The sequence below is a fragment of the Bacillus jepli genome (genome assembly GCF_047238305.1).
Taxonomy (GTDB): Bacteria; Bacillota; Bacilli; order Bacillales; family Bacillaceae_L; genus Ferdinandcohnia.
The window spans coordinates 3,523,218-3,539,209 of the sequence record NZ_JBDFMO010000001.1; the positions used below are offsets into that span (position 1 = coordinate 3,523,218).

The following is a 15,992-nucleotide window of genomic DNA, read 5'->3' on the forward strand; positions in this document are numbered from 1 at the left end:
GTCCTCCTTGAAAACACTTATCTTGTAACTTATTCGACTAAAAACCTGTAAATCCTCCAAAGAGTGCAGTCGCATATGCAATTATTTTTGTCATCCAGTCAAAATACAGTATAACTCCCATGATAATCATTGCATATCCACCAATTTTTACTATCTTTAAACTGTTTCTCCGAATCCATTGTAAGCGTCCAATAAAAAATGAAAGGATAAGAAATGGAATTGAAAATCCTAATGAATACATGACCATATAAAGCATTGCAGAATCTGGATTTGTTCCCGCAAGTGCGATAACAGACATTAAGATAGGTCCCATACATGGTGTCCAGCCTGCAGCAAATGCCATTCCGATAAAAACGGACCCAATATATCCTGCTGGACGATGTTTGAATTCAATTTTGCGATCCTTCATTAAAAACTTTGGTTTAATAATGCCAAGTACAAAAAGACCAAAGAAAATAATGAAAATGGCTCCAATTTGCCGAATTAAATCTTTATAATCGCTAAAAATTTGACCGACGTAAGATGTTCCAAAGCCAAGCATCACAAAAATAATCGAAAAACCAACTAAAAAGAAAATTGTATGTAAAATACTCCGTTTTTGCAGCATTGCATTTTCTGATTTTAATTCGCTAACAGATGCTCCTGTTATATACGATAAAAATGCTGGATATAACGGTAAACAACATGGTGAGATAAAGGATAAAAATCCAGCACCAAAAGCAAGGAACACATTAACATCTGCCATTTTAACAACTCCTATTTTCATGTTCATTACCATTCTAGCAAAAATACATTCGTATTCATAATTTTTAATATGAACGTTTTGTGTCATTCCACTTTCGTATGTTGAATATATTTCCAAAAAAGTTTTATTAACTAATTACCATTATATGTTATACTATAATATAACTTGTCCATGAAGAACCTTAAAAACAAAAGAAAGGGTTTTACCTTGTGTCTAAAGAACAACTTCTACTTAAAATTGAACAAAAGAGAACCGAACTGGTTGAAATTGTCTTGAAGCACGGTTTTACCGCTACGGCCACCATTAAAGTAAGCCAAGATTTAGATCATCTTTTAAATCAATATAATACAGGAAGACCACAGAAAAGCCTCTCAAATTGATGAGAGGCTTTTTACATGACTGCATTTTCAACGTGATCAACACTACCATTCTGTAGTAAAAACATTTTGTAATATAATCCTTTTAGGGCTAATAACTCCTGATGTGATCCTCTTTCAACGATTTCTCCTTGATGTAATACTAAAATTAAATTGGCATCTTGAATTGTAGACAAACGATGGGCAATTGCAATCGTCGTTCGACCCTGCCTCATTTTTTCGAGAGCCTTTTGAATTTCGTGCTCTGTTTCTGTATCGATATTCGCAGTGGCTTCATCAAGGACCAAAATTTTCGGATTATTGACGATTGTCCTCGCAAATGCCAATAGTTGCCTTTGACCACTTGAGAAGGTTGAACCACGTTCAACAACCTGATAATCATATCCATCTTCTAGTTTTCTAATAAACTGATCCACTTGAACGAATTTAGCTGCATCCTCAATATCTTTGTCCGTAATATCCGAATTATTTAAACGAAGGTTTTCCCTAATGGTTCCCACAAATAAAAATGGATCCTGAAGAACGAGACCTATTTCTTGACGTAGTTCATTATTTTCATAGGATTTAATTGAATGCCCGTCTATTAATATATCTCCACGTTCAACCTCATAAAATCTCATTAACAAATTGATAATTGAACTTTTTCCACTTCCCGTATGGCCAACGAGAGCAACCGTTTCTCCTTTTTTTGCTGCAAAGGAGATATTTTTTAAAACATCTCGCTTTCCATCATATGAAAAGCTAACATTTTTAAATTCAATTTCACCCTTTATAATCGATGGGTTCTCATTTCCAACCGTTTGAGGTGCTAACTCATCATGATCAAGAAGTTCGAATACCCGTTGTGAAGCGACCACTGCTTGCTGCAGGAGCGATAAACGCATCATCATATGGTTAACCGGCTCGAAAAAACGTTCAAGATAATTCACAAACGCATAAAGGACACCTATCTCAATCGGACTCTCAAGTGCAGAGATTCCAAAAAAGCTTAATACCAAAATAATCGTCACGATATAAATAAAATTAACTGCTGGTCTTAATAAAAGCCCATCAAGCTTTATATTTTTAATTCCCGCTTGATAATGGGCATCATTGATTTCAGCGAATTCACGTAGCAATCGTTTTTCCTGACGAAATACCTGGATGATTGCCATACCTTGAAGGGATTCATTGAGTTTAGCATTCAGTTGACTAAGTCGTTCCCTCATATCATGGTAATATTTTGAACTGAATTTTCGATATGTTTGCATCAACATAAATAAAATCGGTAGGATTACCAAACAAAACAGTGCAAGTTGCACATTTAGATAAAACATCGCAATAAAAACACCGATTAAAAACACACCATTTTGTACAAACGTGGCAACAACCTCGACAAACATATCCTTGATTGCCTCTGTGTCATTTGTAACCCTAGATACTATACTTCCTCCTGGTGTCTTATCAAAATATTTCAACCCGAGCTTGTGAACCTTTGAAAATACCTCTACTCTCATTTCACGAATAATTTTTAGGGCAATTTCCTGAAATTTAACGAGCTGAAAATATTGAAGGATAACCTTTGAAAAATGAATAAAAAGATAAATTGCCCCTAGATAAACTAATGGTTTAACTGGCAGATGACGTGGTGTTAAATAGTCATCAATAAAAATTTTAATTAAGATTGGACCAACGATGTCCATAAGGGTAGCAAATAATAGTAAAGCAAATGCAAATGCAAATTCCTTCGTATGTGACTTTGTGTAAGAAAGGAGCCGTATTAATGTGCGTCTTTGTTCTTTTTTTGACATTATGTTCATGCTTTACCCTCCATGCTCAACAAGAGACTCCAACTGTTGCCGATGATACATATCACGATACCAGCCTTCTTCTCCCATTAGCTCATCATGTGTACCACGCTGAGCAATTTCGCCATTTTCTATGGCAAGAATTTGGTTTGCATGCTGAATCGCGCTTAATCGATGTGATGTAATAAATGTTGTTTTTCCTTCTCTATTCTCGCGTAAGGCACGTAAGATTTCCTCTTCCGTCTTAGCATCTACTGCGGATAACGAATCATCAAGAATCAAAATTTCAGGGTTCATTATGAGTGCCCTTGCAATTGAAATACGTTGCTTTTGTCCCCCTGATAATGAAACTCCTCGTTCACCAACGACCGTCTCATAACCATCTGTAAACTGTAAAATATCCTCATGAATATTGGCAAGCTTCGCAGCTTCGATAATTTCTGTCATTGATGCATCGGGTTTAGCAAACGCAATATTATCGGCAACTGTTGCAGAAAAGAGAAAGTGATCCTGTGGAACATAACCAATTCCCTTACGTAGCGCATCTAATGTATAAGCTTTAATTTCTTTTTCGCCAATCATAATTTCGCCTTTATAACCTTCTATTTCACGAATGAACAGTTTTAACAATGTTGTTTTACCAGCGCCCGTCTTCCCAACTATTCCAAGTGTATGGCCACGTTTTAGGTTAAAATGGATCTCTTTAAGCGTTTGCTTTGTCTCTCCTGGAAAGGAAAATTGAGAAATGGAATACGTAATATCACCTGTTGGTGTCATTTCACTAGCATTCTCGTAATCTGTTATTTCCATTGGTTCAGCAAGAAGATTTGAGACACGGTCATAGGAAGCTCTTCCCCGCTCCACAATATTAAAAAGCCAACCAAAAGCGAGCAGTGGCCATATGAGCAACCCTAAATAAGTCGTAAAAGTAACCAATTCCCCTAGCGTCATTTCCCCCGCAAGGACATACCTAGAACCAAACACAACGGCTAGAAAGAAGGAAATTCCCACTATTAATGAAATCGTTGGGTCATATAGAGCATCAACCTTTGCTACAGAAAGATTTTTTTGGACCACATCATCTGACTGTTTCCGAAATGATTCAATATCCTCCTCTTCTTGCCCAAACGTTTTTATGACCTTAATTCCACTTACACTTTCCTGTACCTTATCATTGAGGCTAGAGAATGCTTCCTGTGCTTTGTGAAAATATCTATGTAATAGTGTCCCATAATAATTCGTAGATAGAGCCATAAATGGCAATGGAATCAGACAGATTAACGTTAGCTTCCAATTTATTGTAATGGCCATTGTTAATAGAACAAATCCGCCTGTAGCGAGTGAGTCGACTAATGTTAATACACCTGAACCAGCAGTTTGTTGTATCGCCTGTAAATCATTTGTCGAATGAGCCATTAAGTCACCTATTCTTCTCTTCTGGAAAAAGCTTTGTGACATTTTCGTAAAATGCTCATATAGACTATTCCTTAATAATCTTGCTAGTTTTACAGATGAACCAAATATCATGATTCGCCAAAAGAACCGAACGATATAAACGGTACATGCTGTTACCAATAAAACAGCCAGCCATTTAAATAAGGTTTCTTTCGTTAGAGTTCCTTGTGCAATAAAATCAACGATTAGGCCAATTACTTTGGGTGGAACTAGCTCCAGCAAAGCAACAATCAGCAATAAGAAAATACCCGTTAAATAGGATTTTTTCTCCTGCTTAAAAAACCACATTAAATCCGTAAAGATTTTCATCTACTAATCCTCCGAAAGACGAAATAAGTGTCTTTATAGTTTACCAAATTTTTATAATAGTAGGAAGATGGTAACCAAGCTTTTCATGATGTATAAGTGAAAAGAATTATATTTATTCAAAATTTCTATTATAATTGATTCTAGATCATAAATTGAGGTGAATGATGATGATTAGCTACAAGGAGCTTCACCATGTAAGTTTAACGGTAACGAATCTTGAAAAAGCGAAAGATTTTTACAGCAATATTCTCTGTTTACAAGAAATTGAACGTCCAAATTTCGATTTCCCTGGTGCTTGGTATTCGGTCGGGAATCAACAACTGCATTTAATTGTCCTACCTGAATCTCAAACGATTCGAAAGGATAAAAGCTTAAGCAGCCGTGAAGGTCATTTTGCATTAAGAGTGGAAAACTATTATGACACGCTAAATTGGCTCTCCATGCACAATGTAACCGTGCTTGAAAAGCCGGATAGTATCAGTGGTTTTGCGCAGATTTTTTGTGCGGACCCGGATGGAAATTTAATCGAATTAAATGTGGATCAACGGGATTTATAGGCAAGAATACAAAAAAGCCACTCTATTAGTGAAAATTTACTAATAAAGTGGCTTTTTATGGAAGTTGAAACTAAGCTTGTCCAACTTTTATTACTTGTCCATTTGACCGTTCATTGCTTTTAGCATTTGATTGATCTTCTTTTGACTTGGTTTCATACCCATTTGCATCATCATTACTTTTAGCATTTGCTCATTGATTGGTGGATTTTTCTTTAAATAAGTCATCATGTATTTACGTGCAATAAAAAATCCTAATGCAACGCCACCAAGTAAAGCTACCACGATTAGTAAGATAGCTAACCATATTTGCATCATACAAAAACTTCCTCCTTCATGTTGTCTCATTACAGTGTACTAAACCAATAGCAATTATACAATATTTGTTTTATGTTTTCCTAGTCTTTAGACAAACTTTCTTTCCTTTATTGGATTTAACCACCCATATTTATTGGCAGAAAAATCCATCGCTAAAAAACATCGGTCATATTTGCGAAGGATTTCAAAAAAGGCCGTTTCTGCCTCAAAGCTTCCAGTTGACTGTAGATGGATGTAATCATTATGTATGGTTAGTTTTGCATAGCTATTAAATTCATTCCATTCTATCGTATGCATATGACTTTGACGATGATAATAGGAATAATGAGCAAGGCTTGATTCAATTTTTTGTTGGATGCGGATTGTTGGAATTGACCTCGTAATGAACTCTATTTGTTTATATAAAATTTGTTTCCGCTCTTGTTTTGATTGATTATATTCTAAAAACAAATGATAGATTAGTGATTCACGCCCAAAGTAATGAGTGGCAAATTCTTCTTCTATTAAATAGATGTAATACTCTCTCATACTCTTTCCTCCCAATACTATCGATATTGAATAGTATATTCGAAAGAGTCTGTGTTTTTTGTCTGAAACTGGAGTAAGAATCGTCTAGTTTTGTCGAAATTGGTGTTTTATAAGAAAAGGGGTCGGATTCGACCCCTTTCTCACGCTATTGAAGTAATTGCTTCACTCGATTCACGACATTTTCCACTGAGAACCCATATTCTTTCATCACAATTTCACCAGGTGCAGAAGCGCCGAATTCGTGGATACCGAGGATATCTCCCTCATCTCCAGTGTATCTCTCCCACCCAAGTGGTGTTGCCATTTCAATGGCCAATCGTTTTTTTACGTTTTTAGGAATAACGGATTCCTTATACTCATTTGATTGTGCCTCAAAACGATCCCATGATGGCATACTGACTACGGATACCTCAATATTTTCGTTTGCGAGTTGATTTTGTGCTTCTACAGCAAGACTTACTTCAGAACCTGTTGCTAAAAGTAGAGCTGCCGGTGGTCCAGATTTTGCAGGCGATACCACATATGCGCCTTTTGATACACCTTCATACGCTTTTTCAGCTGTTCCTTCTAGAGTCGGTAAGTTCTGTCTTGTTAAAATAAGTGCAGTAGGAATATCTTTTGATTCTATAGCTAGTCTCCATGCTGCGGCGGTTTCATTTCCATCAGCAGGTCGTATCACTGATAAAATTGGCATCGCTCTTAATGCCGGTAGTTGTTCAACAGGCTCATGTGTGGGTCCATCTTCACCAACTGCAATACTGTCATGTGTAAACACATATGTGACTGGTACTTTCATTAATGCAGCAAGTCTAATCGCTGGTCGTAAATAATCTGAGAAAACAAAGAATGTTCCACCAAATACTTTTAATCCACCATGGAGAGCCATGCCGTTTAAGGCAGCACCCATTGCAAATTCACGAACTCCAAACCAAATATTGCGCCCACTATAATCATTAGGCATAAAATCAGCAGCATCTTTTATCATTGTTTTATTTGAACCAGCTAAATCGGCAGAACCACCAAAGAATTGTGGCACACTATTTGCGATTGCATTTAATGCCTCACCGGATGATGCACGTGTTGCGAGCTTCTTACCTACTTCATAGACTGGCAACGTCTTTTCCCAACCCTCAGGCAGCCTACAATCTATCGCCATCTCTAGCTGTTTTCCTAGCTCTGTATTGCTTTCTTTATAATTGTTAAATAATTGATTCCATTCTTGCTCACTTTGTTCGCCGACCTTTTTCACGGTTTCTTCAAAATGTGCATAGACCTCACTTGGTACATGAAAGTCATTTTCAAATGTCCAATTATATGCTTCTTTTGTTAATTTTAATTCATCAGCACCTAATGGTTCGCCATGTGCTTTTGATTTACCTGCACGATTCGGAGAACCGTAGCCAATTGTTGTTCGAACCTCGATGAGTGTAGGATGGGTTAAATCTCCTTTCGCTTCCTCAATCGCCTTATCAATCGCATCAACATCATTTCCATCTTCCACACGTAGATACTGCCAACCATAGGCTTTATAGCGTTGTTCAATTGATTCTGAAAAAGCCTGATCCAGGTCACCGTCTAGAGAAATATCATTTGAATCATATAAAACAATTAAACGTCCTAATTTTAAGTGAGCTGCTAATGATGAAGCTTCCCCTGAAACACCCTCCATCAAGTCACCATCTCCACAGATGGCATATGTAAAATGGTTTACTATTTCAAATGAGTCTTTATTGTATACACCAGCTAAATGACGTTCGGCCATCGCCATCCCAACAGCCATGGCGATACCTTGCCCGAGAGGACCTGTTGTTGCATCAACTCCCGCTGTATGCCCATATTCAGGATGTCCAGGAGTTTTGCTGCCCCATTGACGAAATTGCTTTAAGTCATCGATTGTTAAGTCATAGCCTGATAGGTGAAGCATACTGTACAATAGTGCCGATCCATGTCCCGCTGATAGCACAAAGCGGTCCCGATTAAACCATTTTGGATTTTTTGGATTGTGCTTCATATGTCTAGTCCATAGAGCATATGTCATTGGAGCTGCTCCCATTGGCATCCCCGGGTGACCTGAATTTGCTTTTTCAACAGCATCGATCGAAAGTGTTCGAATCGACGCAATCGACAAGTCCGTAATTGAATTTGTCATAAAACAAACATCCTTTCAAATAATTAGTTGGTTCTTATGTAGTATGCACAAAAAGAAAAGAATACATAGAAATCTATGTATTCTTTGTTAATGCAATCTTTTCCGTTTGCTCTCTTTTAATTTTTCGGGAGTTACATCATTACCCTCTGGGTCTACCACCGTTACCGAATGTAAGGTATTTGTCATTGAATTTCTAAAAACACGTAAATACTCTTGTCTTAACTCTTGTTGTTCTTCTTTTTCTTTATCTGTAAGACCAACAGACTTTGCTTTTTTGGCAAGAGCATTGATCCGATTAAGTTTATCTTTTGAAAGCATCGTATTTCTCCTTGTGTCATCTTTTCTAAATCATAGTTCATAGTACTAAATGAAAAGATTTTTTACAAGTATTCCACTTTGCTTAACTTAGCTAGCAGTGATAAAAACCATTCCCATGCTTAATAAAATAAATAAGACATAATAGATAAATCCACTTTGTAATTTTTTCAACATGTTCATTTCCACCCCTACAGAATGTTTGTTCGTATTTTATATTTTTATTATATACCGAACAAATGTTTTGTGTCAACAAAAATTCGAACTTATGTTTGTATAATCAAATAAAACATGCTATACTCTACTTAAGAATTTAGGTTTTTGTCGGACAGACACATACTTAAAAACCGATCATGAATGATGAACGAGAATTTAATACATAGAAAAATAAAGATAAGGGGATGAGTGTAGATGACGACAAAGCTTTCAAAAAGACAGCAGGACATATTGAATTACATTAAACAGGAAGTAAAAGATAAGGGTTACCCACCTTCAGTAAGGGAAATCGGAGAGGCTGTTGGGTTAGCATCGAGTTCAACCGTTCATGGCCATTTGTCCAGACTGGAAAGTAAAGGTTTGATAAGAAGAGATCCAACAAAGCCTCGTGCCATTGAAATATTACAGGCTGATACAAATGAAACAATTCCAACTGCAAATGTTGTAAATGTCCCTGTCATTGGTAAGGTTACAGCGGGTCAACCAATCACAGCCATTGAAAATATTGAAGAGTATTTTCCACTACCTGATCGATTTGCTGCGCACGATGATCAAATCTTCATGCTTGAAATTATGGGTGACAGTATGATTGAAGCGGGTATTCTTGATGGAGACTACGTAATCGTTAAGCAACAGCATTCAGCAAACAATGGGGATATTGTTGTTGCCATGACAGAAGAAGATGAAGCAACTGTAAAACGCTTCTTCAAAGAAAAAGACCATATTCGACTCCAACCAGAAAACTCAATGCTTGAACCGATTATTTTAAAAAATGTATCCATTCTTGGAAAAGTCATCGGTGTATACCGTACTATCCATTAAATATGTAAAGGACCATTTCTTCATTGAAATGGTCTTTTTTTCATAATGAAAGACCCTTAACAAATGTGTTAAGGGTCTCTTTATTAATACATCGTCATATATTGCTCACGTTCCCAAGGGTGTACTTGTGTTCTAAACATATCCCATTCGATCTCTTTCGCTTCGATAAAGTGTTCGAACAAATGTCCGCCTAAGGCTTTAATTAACACTTCATCTTGTTTTAACTTTTCTAAAGCAAGTGCTAAAGTTGATGGTAAATCCACAATTCCCGCTTCATTACGCTCTTCTTTGTTCATAACATAAATATTTCGATCAACAGGTCCTGGTGGTGTAAGCTTGTTCTTAATACCATCTAAGCCCGCAGCCAGTAATACAGCCATTGCCATATAAGGGTTTGCTGATGGGTCCACTGAACGCACCTCAACACGTGTGCTTAGACCACGTGAAGCAGGGATACGAACAAGTGGACTTCTATTTTGAGCAGACCAAGCTACATAACAAGGTGCTTCATATCCAGGCACTAAACGTTTATATGAGTTTACAGTTGGATTTGTAACGGCTGTAAAATTAGGTGCATGTTTTAAAACACCTGCAATGAAATGTCTAGCATTCTCACTTAATTGTAGGTCTGCGTTTGGATCGAAAAATGCATTTTCTCCACCTTTAAATAATGAAAGGTTACAGTGCATTCCGGAGCCGGCTACACCAAACAATGGTTTTGGCATAAAAGTTGCGTGTAAACCGTGTTTACGGGCAATTGTTTTTACAACTAGTTTAAACGTTTGAATTTCATCACAAGCTGTAAGAGCATCTTCATATTTAAAATCTATTTCATGCTGACCAGGTGCTACCTCATGATGGGAAGCTTCAATTTCAAAGCCCATTTCCTCAAGTTCTAACACGATATCTCGACGACAGTTTTCACCAAGGTCTGTTGGCGCTAAGTCAAAGTATCCTCCATTATCATTTAACTCAAGAGTAGGTTCACCTTTTTGATCTAATTTAAATAGGAAAAATTCAGGCTCAGGTCCAAGGTTGAAATTTGTAAATCCTAACTCTTCCATTTCTCTTAAGACTCTCTTTAAGTTATTACGAGGGTCACCTTCAAATGGAGTACCATCCGCATTATGGATGTCACAAATTAATCGAGCTACCTTTCCCTTTTCAGCAGTCCACGGGAATACTACCCATGTGTTTAGGTCAGGGTAAAGGTACATATCTGATTCCTCAATACGTACAAAGCCTTCGATTGAAGAACCATCAAACATCATTTTATTACTCAATGCTTTTTCTAACTGACTTACAGGAATTTCAACATTTTTAATTGTTCCAAGAATGTCTGTAAATTGTAAACGAACAAATTTTACATTCTCTTCATTTGCTAAACGAAAAATATCATCTTTCGTATATTTGGACATTAAGTCTTCCTCCCCAAACCTTGTTGTAAGTATAGTTTTTTACATGTTCATAATTAATGAAAAAATCTCGACATATCACTATGATGAGGACCAGATTGCTTTTTAAATCGACCTGCTTGAAGCAATTCATTCCTCAATAATCTTCTAAGCTCAGAATTCGTTATTTCATGTTTCACAGGCTCGACCGGTTTTTCTTCGATTTCTGATCGGTGGTTTTGAACTGCGAATAATTGTTTAATTCCAGCTAGGTTGACTTTTTGTTCGATCAAGCTTTTGATTTCAAGTAATCGATCAACGTCATTAAATGAATATAGTCTTCGATTTGTTTCAGTTCTTGCAGGAGAAATCAGACCATTTTCCTCATAATACCGGATTTGCCGGGCAGATAATTCAGTTAATTGCATAACAATTCCAATCGGAAAGAGTGGCATGGAACGTCGTATTTCGTCACTCATATGGGCTCCTCCTTTGCAATGAATATTTTGATTTTAATTGATGTTAGATTATCTGTCAAGTTCATGTTAGAAAACCTAACATGATAATTTTTAAAAAAACAGAGGTATTACTCCTCTGTTTTTAGGGATATAAGCTGTTTTACTAATAGTTGGTTTAAAGCCAAGCAAATGGCAATTTTCACATGCGAATAAGTAAGGCCACCCTGAACATATGCAACATATGGTGGACGAGTTGGTCCGTCAGCAGTTAGCTCGATGCTAGCACCTTGAATAAATGTTCCCGCCGCCATGATCACATCGTCCTCATATCCCGGCATATAACTTGGATAAGGAGTGACATGAGAATTGATTGGTGAAGCGAACTGGATAGCCTGACAAAAAGCCACCATCATGTCTTTATCATTAAATTGAACAGATTGAATTAAATCGGTTCGTTCACTATCCCAGCTCGGCTCAGTCTTTAGGCCAATTTTTTCTAAAATAGCAGACGTAAAGACAGCCCCTTTTAATGCTTGTCCTACAGTATGTGGAGCTAGGAACAATCCTTGATACATTTCCTGGAGAGTATAAAGAGATGCTCCAGCTTCCGCTCCAATTCCAGGAGATGTCATACGGTATGAACAGGATTCAACGTACTCTTTTTTCCCAACTAAATAACCACCGGTTTTTGCAAGTCCTCCACCAGGATTTTTAATAAGTGAGCCGGCAATTAAATCGGCCCCAACATGGCAAGGCTCTTCGCGTTCAACAAATTCACCATAGCAATTATCTACAAACACAACCACATCAGGCTTGATTTCCTTCACAAATTCAACCATTTCTTTTATTTCTGCAATCGTAAAGGATGGTCTTGTTGCATATCCTTTTGAACGCTGGATCCCAATCATTTTTGTATGTTCATGTATTGCATGTTTAATTGCTGTAAAATCAGGTCTTCCTTCTGCGGTTAAGTCAACAGTATTATATCCAATATTAAATTCCTTTAGTGACCCATTTCCAGAACCACGAATACCCACAATTTCTTCCAATGTATCATATGGATTCCCCGTAATATAAAGCAATTCATCATTTGGACGTAAAATCCCAAAAAGTGCGATTGAGATAGCATGTGTCCCTGAAATAATTTGTGGGCGAACAAGCGCTGCCTCCCCGCCGAAAAGTTCAGCGTACACCGCTTCTAGTGTATCTCGTCCGATATCATCATAGCCATACCCGGTTGATGGGATAAAATGAGAATCACTCACTCGATTGTTTTGAAAACTTTTAAGTACACGATACTGGTTATAATCGATATTTTTTTCTATTTTTTGATGAACTTCTTTAATTTGTTGTTCTGTCTCTTCTACTAAATTTGAAATTAGTTTACCATAATCTAATTCTGTAAACATGTCTTGTTCCCCTCTTTATGAATAGAAATCTCTGAGTTGTCCCATTAAAGAATGGCTAGGAAAAATAAATCCTGTGCAATCGTATTTTTCCGAATCCTCATTGTAACGCAGTTCTTTTAAGATTGTTTCTTGTTTTAAATGTGCTAATATTCTACCTTCGGAGCTAGGTAATGAAACCTTGTATTCTTCCATATTCTCAATCATGGAATCCTCCACTTTTGTCTTTATCACCACTAAATCACTTTTATCAAACGCACTAACCAAAATAGACTTAGATGTTGATGACGGTACAAAATCGGAATGGACTTTATCTTTTTTATTATAAAGGGTTAAGACCGGAATTGATTCTACACCTAATTCATCCAAAAGCTTTAAAACTGTTTTTTCATGATTAAAATAATCTGGATTAGACGAATCGACTACATGGACAATTAAATCGGCTTCCTTCACTTCCTCCAAAGTTGAACGAAAGGCTGCGATAAGTGATGTTGGCAAATCCTGAATAAATCCAACGGTATCCGTTAGAAGAGTTGTTAACCCACATGGTAGAATCATTTTTCGAGTCATTGGGTCTAATGTAGCAAACAATAAATTTTCCTCAAATGAATCTGCCTCAGTTAACCGATTAAATAATGTTGATTTTCCCGCATTTGTATAACCTACTAATGCGATTTGATATGTATTGTTTTTCTTTCTCCGTTCACGATATCGTTCACGGTGTTGCACAATGACCGATAATTGATTTTTAATATCATCAATCCGTTTATGAATATGACGTCTGTCCGTTTCTAATTTCGTTTCACCTGGTCCTCTTGTCCCTATTCCTCCACCCAGTCTTGATAATTCAATCCCTTTACCAGTTAGTCGAGGAAGTAGGTATTGGAGCTGGGCTAATTCTACTTGTAACTTACCTTCTTTGGAATTTGCTCTAGAGGCAAAGATATCAAGGATAAGCTGGGTTCGGTCAATTACTCTCGCTTCGAGCTTGGAGGATAAATTCCTAACCTGACTTGGTGATAATTCGTCATTAAAAATAATGACGTCCGGTTCTATTTCTGCTTCAAGATTAATAAGTTCCTCCACTTTTCCTTTACCAATATACGTTGCCGAATGGACACGTTCCCGCTTCTGGGTTACAGTCATTAAAACTTGACCCTTAGCTGTCTTCGTTAATGATTGTAATTCTTCAAGCGAATATTGAAACCTATTTTCATCTTCGGTTTGAATCTGACATCCTACAAGTATGGCTTTTTCTAATTCTTTCTTTTGTTCGTTTGCCATTCAATTTACCTACTTTCTACAATCAAATGCGCCTTGGCGTATTTGCGCCCGATTTTTTTAGGCCCACACGAGGTGGGTCACAAAGACGTTACCACAGGAAGTGGCGTTCTTAGTCTTTGATCTTATGCTCGAACCTTTGAAAAATCGTGGCATCCGCCTTATCCTTAAGCTATCATATCAAATATATTGAAACGACACCAATTCGAAATAAAAAAATCCGCCTAGTTAGGTAGGCGGCAAGTTTATTCCTTGAAAACTAAATCCTGTGTTCTGATTGTTTGAAGTTCCTGTTTATTGTAAGAATCATCGATTAGTAATCTCATTGCTTGTGAACGTATTGATTTTTCAATTACATTCCTGACATAGCGTCCATTGCTAAATTTACCAGGGTAAGCTTCCATTTTTACAGCTATTAAATGATCACGTAATTTCCTCTCTGCTTCAGGACTAAAGGTATATTCCCGCTCCACCATCATTTTCGCTGCGATTTCCATTAACTGATCAACCGAATAATCCGGAAAATCAATGACTAATGGAAAACGTGAATACAATCCAGGATTTAAAGAGAGGAAATGATCCATTTCTTTTGAATATCCAGCTAATATTAAAACAAATTCGTGTTGTTTATCTTCCATATGCTTTACTAATGTATCAATAGCTTCCTTTCCAAAATCTTTTTCTCCACCTCTTGCTAAAGAATAAGCCTCGTCAATAAATAAAATGCCACCAATTGCCTTTTTAACTAAGTCTCTTGTTTTTTGGGCAGTATGACCAATGTATTCACCAACTAGATCGGCTCTTTCTGCTTCAATCAAATGACCCTTTGAGAGAACATTCATTTGCAAAAATAATTTTCCTAGCAAGCGAGCGACCGTGGTCTTACCTGTTCCAGGATTTCCTTTAAACATCATGTGTAATGCTTGCTTTCCTACCTTTAACCCCTGTTCTTCACGTTTTTTATTAATGTATATCCACGCATATATTTCTTTTACCACTTTCTTCATTTCTTCCATACCAACAAGAGTGCTCATTTCTTCTTCTATTTCCACAAGAGCCGCATGCTTTGTTTGGACTTTCATTATAGTTGCTTCTTTTGAAGTTGAATGAAGTACCTTTAATTTCTTTTTTTCACCATTTAAAACAACATTTATTTGTCCATTGTTCTTCATTGTAATAGGTTGAACCAAGAGCTCTCACCTCTCATTTTGTAGTACATTATACGCTGCTGGGTTCACTTCGTGACAAAAGCCCAAGGAAATATGAAAAGCGCTAAGCGCGCCCGCCTATCGGTACAAGCATAAGACGAGCACTGACAGAAGGTGCTTTTTACCTTCCGAAGCGATTGGCTTATGACCTCGAGCCGATGGCGCCTGGAGCTAGACCTAGATTGCAAACTAAATTTCCCTTTTTATTTCAACATTTTTTTCACTTTTATGACAAAAGACTCTTGTTTTTTGTCAAAGATTGCGCTTTCCCAGAAAATATTCCATAACACTATATATATATGAGGCACTTTTCAAATCTTGAAGAAAAAATAGACAAGATGAAAAAAACAACCCTACTTTAAAAGTAAGGTTGTTTTTTGTTAGCTTTCGAGCTCAAGCTTAATATTTTTTTGTGGGGCAAAAGTAGAAATCGCATGCTTATAAATAAGCTGTTGCTTTCCTTCTGTCTCTAATAACACTGTAAAATTATCAAACCCTTTTACTAATCCTCGTAATTGGTATCCATTTAATAAGAATACAGTTACAAATGTTCCATCCTTACGCAGTTGGTTTAAAATCTGATCTTGAATATTAATAGCTTGTTTCATGAACTGTCCTCCTCTAAATCTTCCCGCAATATGCTGGAGCGGTCATTGCCCTTTTTTGGACA

General features: G+C 36.9%; 16 protein-coding genes. 3 read left to right on the top strand and 13 right to left on the bottom strand.

The annotated features are described in order from the left end of the window. Window positions 1-37 precede the first annotated feature (37 nt). Entirely contained in the window at window positions 38-745 is a 708-nt protein-coding gene (locus tag ABC371_RS18055; protein ID WP_412898064.1) for a cytochrome c biogenesis CcdA family protein, read from the bottom strand. Window positions 746-954: 209 nt separating this feature from the next. Between ABC371_RS18055 and ABC371_RS18060 the strand changes: the two genes are divergently transcribed. Then, the gene (locus ABC371_RS18060) at window positions 955-1,125 is read left to right on the top strand and encodes a Spo0E family sporulation regulatory protein-aspartic acid phosphatase (RefSeq protein ID WP_412898065.1); all 171 of its coding nucleotides are present in this window, start codon (window positions 955-957) and stop codon (window positions 1,123-1,125) included. An 11-nt stretch (window positions 1,126-1,136) separates the two neighbouring features. Here ABC371_RS18060 and ABC371_RS18065 read toward each other — a convergent pair whose 3' ends face one another. Continuing rightward, window positions 1,137-2,921, bottom strand: coding sequence for an ABC transporter ATP-binding protein (locus tag ABC371_RS18065; RefSeq protein WP_412898066.1), 1,785 nt, complete (start codon window positions 2,919-2,921; stop codon window positions 1,137-1,139). A 3-nt stretch (window positions 2,922-2,924) separates the two neighbouring features. Further along, complete coding sequence (locus ABC371_RS18070) at window positions 2,925-4,673, bottom strand: ABC transporter transmembrane domain-containing protein (RefSeq protein ID WP_412898067.1); 1,749 nt, start codon at window positions 4,671-4,673, stop codon at window positions 2,925-2,927. Window positions 4,674-4,840: 167 nt separating this feature from the next. Here ABC371_RS18070 and ABC371_RS18075 point away from each other — a divergent pair, with 167 nt between their 5' ends. After that, window positions 4,841-5,230, top strand: a complete 390-nt coding sequence (locus tag ABC371_RS18075) for a VOC family protein (RefSeq protein WP_412899387.1) — start codon at window positions 4,841-4,843, stop codon at window positions 5,228-5,230. A 90-nt stretch (window positions 5,231-5,320) separates the two neighbouring features. Here the strand turns inward: ABC371_RS18075 and ABC371_RS18080 are convergent, their stop codons facing one another. The 4 genes from ABC371_RS18080 to ABC371_RS18095 form a co-directional block, all read right to left on the bottom strand. Next, entirely contained in the window at window positions 5,321-5,542 is a 222-nt protein-coding gene (locus tag ABC371_RS18080; RefSeq protein ID WP_412899388.1) for a YneF family protein, read from the bottom strand. A gap of 90 nt (window positions 5,543-5,632) precedes the next feature. Beyond that, window positions 5,633-6,073 (bottom strand): sporulation inhibitor of replication protein SirA, encoded by a 441-nt coding sequence (gene sirA / locus ABC371_RS18085; protein WP_412898068.1) that lies wholly within the window; start codon window positions 6,071-6,073, stop codon window positions 5,633-5,635. 145 nt (window positions 6,074-6,218) lie between these two features. Beyond that, on the bottom strand, window positions 6,219-8,222 hold the full coding sequence (gene tkt / locus ABC371_RS18090) for a transketolase (protein WP_412898069.1): 2,004 nt from the start codon (window positions 8,220-8,222) through the stop codon (window positions 6,219-6,221). An 87-nt stretch (window positions 8,223-8,309) separates the two neighbouring features. Further along, window positions 8,310-8,540: a DUF896 domain-containing protein gene (locus tag ABC371_RS18095; RefSeq protein WP_412898070.1), complete on the bottom strand. Its 231-nt coding sequence runs from the start codon at window positions 8,538-8,540 to the stop codon at window positions 8,310-8,312. Between the two features lie 408 nt (window positions 8,541-8,948). Between ABC371_RS18095 and lexA the strand changes: the two genes are divergently transcribed. Then, complete coding sequence (lexA, locus tag ABC371_RS18100; protein WP_412898071.1) at window positions 8,949-9,575, top strand: transcriptional repressor LexA; 627 nt, start codon at window positions 8,949-8,951, stop codon at window positions 9,573-9,575. An 83-nt stretch (window positions 9,576-9,658) separates the two neighbouring features. Here lexA and glnA read toward each other — a convergent pair whose 3' ends face one another. From glnA to hfq, 6 genes are all read right to left on the bottom strand, one after another. Beyond that, window positions 9,659-10,993, bottom strand: a complete 1,335-nt coding sequence (glnA, locus tag ABC371_RS18105; RefSeq protein WP_412898072.1) for a type I glutamate--ammonia ligase — start codon at window positions 10,991-10,993, stop codon at window positions 9,659-9,661. Window positions 10,994-11,046: 53 nt separating this feature from the next. Further along, window positions 11,047-11,448, bottom strand: a complete 402-nt coding sequence (locus ABC371_RS18110) for a MerR family transcriptional regulator (protein ID WP_412898073.1) — start codon at window positions 11,446-11,448, stop codon at window positions 11,047-11,049. 107 nt (window positions 11,449-11,555) lie between these two features. After that, complete coding sequence (locus ABC371_RS18115; RefSeq protein ID WP_412898074.1) at window positions 11,556-12,836, bottom strand: methionine gamma-lyase family protein; 1,281 nt, start codon at window positions 12,834-12,836, stop codon at window positions 11,556-11,558. 15 nt (window positions 12,837-12,851) lie between these two features. Then, a complete protein-coding gene (gene hflX / locus ABC371_RS18120) occupies window positions 12,852-14,117 on the bottom strand; it encodes a GTPase HflX (protein ID WP_412898075.1) in 1,266 nt (421 codons plus the stop codon). 242 nt (window positions 14,118-14,359) lie between these two features. Then, the gene (gene spoVK / locus ABC371_RS18125; protein WP_412899389.1) at window positions 14,360-15,286 is read right to left on the bottom strand and encodes a stage V sporulation protein K; all 927 of its coding nucleotides are present in this window, start codon (window positions 15,284-15,286) and stop codon (window positions 14,360-14,362) included. Window positions 15,287-15,702: 416 nt separating this feature from the next. Then, window positions 15,703-15,930 carry an RNA chaperone Hfq gene (gene hfq / locus ABC371_RS18130; protein WP_412898076.1) on the bottom strand — a complete coding sequence of 76 codons (228 nt, stop codon included), beginning with the start codon at window positions 15,928-15,930 and terminating at the stop codon, window positions 15,703-15,705. Window positions 15,931-15,992 lie beyond the last annotated feature (62 nt).

Excerpts from the sequence above, each read along its gene's own strand:
- ABC371_RS18055 (WP_412898064.1), bottom strand. The coding sequence starts at position 745 with ATGGCAGATGTTAATGTGTTCCTTGCTTTTGGTGCTGGATTTTTATCC.
- ABC371_RS18065 (WP_412898066.1), bottom strand. The coding sequence starts at position 2,921 with ATGAACATAATGTCAAAAAAAGAACAAAGACGCACATTAATACGGCTC.
- ABC371_RS18070 (WP_412898067.1), bottom strand. The coding sequence starts at position 4,673 with ATGAAAATCTTTACGGATTTAATGTGGTTTTTTAAGCAGGAGAAAAAA.
- ABC371_RS18075 (WP_412899387.1), top strand. The coding sequence starts at position 4,841 with ATGATTAGCTACAAGGAGCTTCACCATGTAAGTTTAACGGTAACGAAT.
- ABC371_RS18080 (WP_412899388.1), bottom strand. The coding sequence starts at position 5,542 with ATGCAAATATGGTTAGCTATCTTACTAATCGTGGTAGCTTTACTTGGT.
- sirA (WP_412898068.1), bottom strand. The coding sequence starts at position 6,073 with ATGAGAGAGTATTACATCTATTTAATAGAAGAAGAATTTGCCACTCAT.
- tkt (WP_412898069.1), bottom strand. The coding sequence starts at position 8,222 with ATGACAAATTCAATTACGGACTTGTCGATTGCGTCGATTCGAACACTT.
- ABC371_RS18095 (WP_412898070.1), bottom strand. The coding sequence starts at position 8,540 with ATGCTTTCAAAAGATAAACTTAATCGGATCAATGCTCTTGCCAAAAAA.
- lexA (WP_412898071.1), top strand. The coding sequence starts at position 8,949 with ATGACGACAAAGCTTTCAAAAAGACAGCAGGACATATTGAATTACATT.
- glnA (WP_412898072.1), bottom strand. The coding sequence starts at position 10,993 with ATGTCCAAATATACGAAAGATGATATTTTTCGTTTAGCAAATGAAGAG.
- ABC371_RS18110 (WP_412898073.1), bottom strand. The coding sequence starts at position 11,448 with ATGAGTGACGAAATACGACGTTCCATGCCACTCTTTCCGATTGGAATT.
- ABC371_RS18115 (WP_412898074.1), bottom strand. The coding sequence starts at position 12,836 with ATGTTTACAGAATTAGATTATGGTAAACTAATTTCAAATTTAGTAGAA.
- hflX (WP_412898075.1), bottom strand. The coding sequence starts at position 14,117 with ATGGCAAACGAACAAAAGAAAGAATTAGAAAAAGCCATACTTGTAGGA.
- spoVK (WP_412899389.1), bottom strand. The coding sequence starts at position 15,286 with ATGAAGAACAATGGACAAATAAATGTTGTTTTAAATGGTGAAAAAAAG.
- hfq (WP_412898076.1), bottom strand. The coding sequence starts at position 15,930 with ATGAAACAAGCTATTAATATTCAAGATCAGATTTTAAACCAACTGCGT.